The organism is Streptomyces sp. NPDC055078 (genome assembly GCF_053607985.1).
This window is the reverse complement of record NZ_JBSGUP010000436.1, coordinates 1-6,938: the sequence shown is the minus strand read 5'-3', so window position 1 is coordinate 6,938 and position 6,938 is coordinate 1. Positions and strand designations below refer to the sequence as shown.

The following is a 6,938-nucleotide window of genomic DNA, read 5'->3' as shown; positions in this document are numbered from 1 at the left end:
GCGACGACGCCTGGATCATCTTCACCTCCGGCTCCACCGGCAGGCCCAAGGGCGTCGCCGTCACCCACCGCGCCGCCGCCGCGTTTGTCGACGCCGAGGCCCGGCTCTTTCTGCGGGACGCCCCGCTCGGCCCCGGTGACCGGGTGCTCGCCGGGCTCTCCGTCGCCTTCGACGCGTCCTGCGAGGAGATGTGGCTCGCGTGGCGGCACGGCGCCTGTCTGGTGCCCGCGCCCCGCTCCCTCGTACGCACCGGTCTCGACCTGGGCCCCTGGCTGGTCGAGCAGCGCGTCACCGTCGTCTCGACCGTCCCCACGCTGGCCGCGCTGTGGCCCGCCGACGCCCTCGACGACGTACGCCTGCTGATCTTCGGCGGTGAGGCGTGCCCGCCGGAGCTGGCGGAGCGGATGGCCGTCCCGGGGCGGGAGGTCTGGAACACCTACGGTCCCACCGAGGCCACGGTCGTCGCCTGCGCGGCCCCGCTGACCGGGCGGGGACCGGTACGGATCGGGCTGCCGCTCGACGGCTGGGAACTGGCCGTGGTGGACACCCGGGGCGAGATCGTGGCCATGGGGGAGACGGGCGAGCTGGTCATCGGCGGGGTGGGTCTGGCCCGCTACCTCGACCCGGCGAAGGACACCGAGAAGTACGCCCCGCTCCCCGCCCTCGGCTGGTCCCGCGCGTATCGCAGCGGCGACCTGGTCCGCGCGGAGGCCGAGGGGCTGCTGTTCGTCGGCCGCGCCGACGAACAGATCAAGCTCGGCGGACGCCGGATCGAACTCGGCGAGATCGACGCGGCGCTCCAGGCCCTCCCCGGGGTCGCGGGCGCGGCGGCGGCCGTCCGTACGACCGGCGCGGGACACCAGGTGCTGGTGGGCTACATCGTCCCCAGCGCCCCGGACTCCGCCCCGGACTCCGCTCCCGGCCCCGCCCCGGACCCCGCTCCGGTGACAGGTCCGGCCCCGGCCCCGGCCCCGGCCCCGGCTCCGGCCCCGGACACTGGCGCGGGCCCGGCCGCAGGGCCTCCCGACGGCACCCCTTTCGACCACGACGACGCCGTCGCCCGCCTCCGTAAGGAACTCCCCGCCGCTCTCGTCCCCCTCATCGCGGTCGTCGGCGATCTGCCGACCCGGACCTCGGGGAAGGTGGACCGGGCGGCCCTGCCCTGGCCACTGCCCGGTGGCGCGACCGGGGCCGGGGCCGGGCCGGTGCGGCTCACCGGGGCCGAGCGGTGGCTCGCGGACCAGTGGGCGGATCTGCTGGGCAGTCCGGTCACCGGCCCCGATACGGACTTCTTCGCCGTCGGCGGGGGCAGCCTGGCCGCCGCGCAGCTCGTATCGCGGATCAGGGCCCACTACGGCACGGGGTCGGTCACGGACATCTACCGCCACCCGACGCTCGGCGCGCTCGCGCGCACCCTGGAGACCGGCCGTAAGAGCGGCGGTACGAAGAACCGGTCGACGCGGGGCGGGAAGACCGTGAGGACCGGGAAGCCCCGGCCCGTACGGCCGGTGCCGCGCCGGGCCCAGGTGGCACAGCTCCTGCTGATGCTGCCGCTGCTCACCGTCGCCGGTCTGCGGTGGAGCGTGGTCGCGGCGGCGGTCGCCAACATCCTCGGCCTGGGGCCCGCCGTCTCCTGGTGGTGGGTGGCCATCGGCTGGCTGCTCGTCGCCAGCCCGCCGGGCCGGATCGTCATCGCGGCGGGCGGCGCGCGTCTGCTGCTGCGCGGTACGCGCCCCGGGACGTACGCGCGCGGCGGACGTGTCCATCTGCGGCTGTGGACCGCCGAGCGGCTCGCCGAGCTGAGCGGGGCGACGAGTCTCGCCGGGGCATGGCTCACGTACTACGCGCGGGCGCTCGGCGTCCGGATCGGCGAGGACGTCGATCTGCACACGCTGCCGCCGGTCACCGGCATGCTCAGGCTCGGCCGGGGCTGTGCGGTGGAGCCCGAAGTGGATCTCTCGGGGCACTGGCTGGACGGCGACCGGCTGCACATCGGCCCCGTCCGTATCGGCGCGGACGCGGTCGTCGGCGCGCGCAGCACGCTGTTCCCCGGCGCGCGGATCGGCAAGCGGGCCGAGATCGCGCCCGGCTCGGGCGTCACCGGGACCGTACCGGCGGGTGAGCGCTGGTCCGGCGTCCCGGCGACCCGTAACGGCAAGGCCCGGGGCTCGCGGGAGGCCCGCCCGCCGCGCCGCCGCCGCTGGACGGCGGGCTACTCGGCGACCTCGCTGGCCCTGAGTCTGCTGCCCGCGCTCGCGATGGTTCCCGCGCTGCTGGTGATGCGGCTGCACGCCGGCCCGCTCGCGGCCGTGCCGGCGGCGACGGTCGCCGCTCTGGTGACCTACGCGCTGCTCATCCTCATCGGCGTACGGGCGCTGTCCGTCGGTCTGCGCGAGGGCAGCCATCCCGTGCACAGCCGGATCGCCTGGCAGACGTGGACGACCGAACGCCTCATGGACATGGCCCGCGTGCATCTCTTCCCGCTGTACGCGAGCCTCTTCACACCCGTATGGCTGCGGGCGCTCGGCATGAAGGTCGGACGCGGGGTCGAGGCGTCGACCGTGCTGGCCGTGCCCGCGATGACCAGGGTCGGCGACGGCGCGTTCCTCGCCGACGACACGATGGTGGCGTCGTACGAACTGGGCGGCGGGCGGCTGCGGATCGCCGGGGCCCGGGTCGGCAAGCGTGCCTTCCTCGGCAACTCGGGGATGACGGCGGCGGGCCGCCGGGTGCCCAAGCGCGGTCTGGTCGGGGTGCTGTCGTCGGCCCCGAAACGCGCCAAGGCGGGCAGTTCCTGGCTGGGGATGCCGCCGATGAGGCTGCCCCGGGCCGCCGAGGAGGGCGATCAGAGCCGTACGTTCGCCCCGCCGAGGCGGCTGAAGTGGGCGCGGGCGGCGGTCGAGGTCTTCCGGATCGTTCCGGTGATGTGCTGCGTGGCGCTCGCCGTCCTGTTCCTGATGGCCTTCGCCGCTCTGGCGGAACGTTTCGGTCATCCGGTCGCGGTGCTGCTCGGGGGAGTGCTGCTGCTCGCCGGCGGCCTGGTGGCGGCGCTGGTCTCGCTCGCGGCGAAGTGGCTGCTGGTGGGCCGCTTCCGGGCGGTCGAGCATCCGCTGTGGTCGCCTTTCGTCTGGCGCGACGAGCTGGCGGACACCTTTGTGGAGGTGCTGGCCGTGCCCTGGCTGGTCGGCGCGGCACCCGGCACCCCGCTGATGACGCTGTGGCTGCGCGGGCTCGGTGCCCGGATCGGCGCCGGGGTGTGGTGCGAGACGTACTGGCTGCCGGAGGCCGACCTCGTCACGGTCGGCACGGGCGCGAGCGTCAACCGCGGCTGTGTGGTGCAGACCCACCTCTTCCACGACCGGATCATGCGCATGGACAATGTCGTCCTCGGCGCGGGCGCCACCCTCGGCCCGCACGGCATCGCGCTGCCCGGCGCGGTGATCGGGGACCGGGCCGCGATCGGCCCCGCGTCACTGGTGATGCGCGGGGAGACCGTGCCCGCCGACACCCGGTGGCTGGGCAATCCGATCGCCGCCTGGCATCGGTAGCGGACGACCGGCGACCGGTCGCCGGGGCGGCGGCGGGTGTCAGGAACAAGGGCGGCCGGAGGAGCGGGCGACCGGCGACCGGACGGCGGACGACCGGACGGCGGAAACGGCTCAGGAGCCGGAACACATCGGCGGCGGGGGGAACGGCAGTGGAACCGGAGGACGTACCAGGGTGACGGATTCGTATCTGCCGCAGCACGGCGACCTCGGTCACCGGACCACCGCATACGACCTGGATCTTGACTATCTCCCGCACAGCGGCCGGCTCTCGGGCCGGGCCAGGATCAGTGCCGTCGCCGAGCGCGCGCTGTCCGAGGTCGTCCTCGACCTCGGGCGGTTCCGCCTCGTCAAGGTGCTCGTCGACGGGCGCCGCCCGGCGCGGTACACCCACCGGGGCGACAAGCTCCGGATCAGGCCCGCGCGCCCGCTGCGCGCCGGGGCCCCGTTCACCGTCGAGGTGCGGTACGTGGGCGTTCCGCACCCGGTCCGCACCCGGGACTGGGGCGAGCTGGGCTGGGAGCAGTTGGAGGAGGGCGCGCTGGTGGCCTCGCAGCCGCACGGCGCGCGGTCCTGGTTCCCGTGCAACGACCGGCCCGACGACAAGGCCGTCTACCGGATCGCGGTGACCGCGCCGTCCCCGTACACCGTGGTCGCCAACGGCCTGCTCACCTCCCGTACGATCAGCGCCTCCACGACGACCTGGGTGTACGAGCAGTCCGCGCCGATGGCGGCCTATCTCGCGACCGTGCAGATCGGTCCGTACGAACTTCTCGATGTGCCCCACGCGGGCCCGGTTCCCCAGCCGGCCGCCGTGCCGCGCACACTGCCCGCCGGCCGGTTCGAGCGCGACTTCGGGCGGCAGCCGCAGATGATGACCGCCTTCCAGGACCTCTTCGGCCCCTACCCCTTCGAGGACTACGCGGTCGTGGTCGTCGACGAGGAACTGGACGTGCCCGTCGAGGCGCAGGGGCTGTCGATCTTCGGTACGAACCATGTCGACGGGCGGCGCGGCAGTGAGCGGCTGATCGCCCACGAGCTGGCCCATCAGTGGTTCGGCAACAGTCTCACCGTCGCCGACTGGCGGCACATCTGGCTCAACGAGGGGTTCGCCAAGTACGCGGAGTGGCTCTGGTCCGAGCTGTCGGGCGGTCCGTCGGCGGCGGCGATCGCCGCCAGGTCCCGGGGGCGGCTCGCCCTGCTGCGCCAGGACATCGTCATCGCCGACCCCGGGCTGCGGCGGATCTTCGACGACCGGGTGTACGAGCGGGGTGCGCTGACCCTGCACGCGCTGCGCACGGAGACCGGCCACCCGGCGTTCGTGGCGCTGTTGCGCGAGTGGACCGCGCGCCACCGGCACGGTGTGGTGACGACGGAGGAGTTCATCGCACTCGCCCGGCGGCATTCCCCGAGGCCCTTGGACGAACTGTTCACCAGATGGTTGTACGAGAGGGAACTCCCGGCCCTTCCGCGCCCCCGCCCGTGACATTTCCCCATCGAATTGCGGCCGTCCGCCCGGGCGCGGGAGGCCGGGGGCACAAGGGGGAGGCGCGAGGGAATGGCGGGGAAAGGCAGGAGCCCCTTTCCTGGCGGGGAAGGGGCTCCTTGGGTACTGCTAGTCGGACGCGATCGCCGACCCTGGCTGACTAGGCCGGGGTGACGTTCTCCGCCTGCGGGCCCTTCGGACCCTGAGTGACGTCGAAGTTCACGACCTGGTTCTCCTCCAGCGAGCGGAAACCAGACGCGTTGATCGCGGAGTAGTGGACGAAGACATCCGGGCCGCCGCCGTCCTGGGCGATGAAGCCGAAGCCCTTTTCAGCGTTGAACCACTTGACGGTTCCGGTAGCCATAAGCCCTCCTTGGGCCAAAGGGTTGCCCTGCTCCAGAACCTGCAAACAAGTCTGAAAACTACAAAAGCCTGCGGGTCACATGCTCCGCAGGCTCTGTACTGCAAGGGAAACCAAACTGCAACTTGCGTCGAGCCTAGCACGCAGTGTGTTCGCAGCGGTAGAGGCAAAGATCACTTCACTCGGACGCTTGAAGCGGTCCCGCGCGGGCTGACGGAGACCGGCCCACGACCGGCGTGTCCGCGCTGCGTACAGGGTCCCGGAGGGCCGTACACGCAGGGTCCCGGAAGCGTACGCACCGGGTCCCGGCGGTTGTGCGTACGGGGTCCCGGAGGGTCGGGTGTGCGAGGTGTCCGGCGGCTGTGCGTACGCGGTCCCGGAGGCGCGATTCCGCGCGCCCCGGCGTACCCGGAAGCGGCCCGCAGGTCTAGCCTCCCCTTGTGGACAGACTTGGAGAAAGCACAGCAACCGCCCACCGCAGCCGGCCCCGCGTCGGCCATATCCAGTTTCTCAACTGTCTCCCCCTGTACTGGGGGCTCGCCCGCACCGGCACCCTCCTCGATCTCGATCTGTCGAAGGACAGCCCCGAGAAGCTCAGCGAGCAACTGGTGCGCGGCGACCTCGACATCGCGCCCGTCACGCTGGTGGAGTTTCTGCGCAACGCCGATCAGCTCGTCGCCTTCCCGGATCTGGCGGTCGGCTGCGACGGCCCGGTGATGTCCTGTGTGATCGTGTCCCAGGTGCCCCTGGAGCAGCTCGACGGAGCGCGCGTCGCCCTCGGCTCCACCTCGCGCACCTCCGTACGGCTCGCTCAGCTCCTGCTGGCCGAGAAGTACCAGGTCGCCCCCGACTACTACACCTGTCCGCCCGACCTCGGCGTCATGATGCAGGAGGCCGAGGCCGCCGTCCTGATCGGGGACGCCGCGCTGCGCGCCTCACTCCAGGACGCCCCCCGCCTCGGCCTCGCCGTCCACGACCTGGGGCTCATGTGGAAGGAGTGGACCGGCCTCCCCTTCGTCTTCGCGGTGTGGGCCGCGCGCAAGGAGTATCTGGCCCGGGAGCCGGGCGTCCTCCACGAGGTCCACGAAGCCTTCCTCGCCTCCCGTGATCTCTCCCTCGAAGAGGTCACCAAGGTCGCCGAGCAGGCCGCGCGCTGGGAGACCTTCGACGCCGGACTCCTCGAACGCTACTTCCGTACCCTCGACTTCCGCTTCGGCCCCGATCAGCTCGCGGGCGTCCACGAGTTCGCCCGCCGCACGGCCCCGACGACGGGTTACGCGCCGGACGTACAGGTGGAACTCCTGTCCCGGGGCTAGGGTCTTTCGTTTGGATCAGGCTGGGCTCGCGCGGCCTGGGGTCGCTCTTTCAGCCCGTTGGGGGTCCCCCCGGACGAAGTCTGGGGGAGATTGAGGACATGCCGCGCGAGCGCTGGTTCGCGTTGGGCGGGGCGCTTGGTTTCAGCCCGTCCGGCGTTTGAGGACATGCCGCGCGAGCGCTGGTTCGTGTTGGGCGGGGCGTTTGATTTCAGCCCGTCCGGCGTTTGAGG

General features: G+C 72.6%; 4 protein-coding genes. 3 read left to right on the top strand and 1 reads right to left on the bottom strand.

Annotation, left to right across the window (positions count from 1 at the left end; genetic code table 11):
• Together ACWF94_RS28555 and ACWF94_RS28550 are read left to right on the top strand one after the other, a co-directional pair.
• Positions 1 to 3,548: Pls/PosA family non-ribosomal peptide synthetase (locus ACWF94_RS28555; RefSeq protein ID WP_453494576.1), on the top strand; the 3,548-nt coding region annotated here is incomplete at its 5' end.
• A 172-nt stretch (positions 3,549 to 3,720) separates the two neighbouring features.
• Complete coding sequence (locus ACWF94_RS28550) at positions 3,721 to 5,031, top strand: M1 family metallopeptidase (protein ID WP_453494573.1); 1,311 nt, start codon at positions 3,721 to 3,723, stop codon at positions 5,029 to 5,031.
• A 160-nt stretch (positions 5,032 to 5,191) separates the two neighbouring features.
• Here ACWF94_RS28550 and ACWF94_RS28545 read toward each other — a convergent pair whose 3' ends face one another.
• A complete protein-coding gene (locus ACWF94_RS28545) occupies positions 5,192 to 5,395 on the bottom strand; it encodes a cold-shock protein (protein WP_003967102.1) in 204 nt (67 codons plus the stop codon).
• Between the two features lie 437 nt (positions 5,396 to 5,832).
• On the opposite strand from ACWF94_RS28545, the gene ACWF94_RS28540 reads away from it, so the two are divergent.
• Positions 5,833 to 6,708, top strand: coding sequence for a menaquinone biosynthetic enzyme MqnA/MqnD family protein (locus tag ACWF94_RS28540; RefSeq protein WP_453494568.1), 876 nt, complete (start codon positions 5,833 to 5,835; stop codon positions 6,706 to 6,708).
• The last annotated feature ends 230 nt before the right edge of the window (positions 6,709 to 6,938 follow it).

Coding starts and splice junctions, on each gene's coding strand:
- ACWF94_RS28545 (WP_003967102.1), bottom strand. CDS start 5,395: ATGGCTACCGGAACCGTCAAGTGGTTCAACGCTGAAAAGGGCTTCGGC.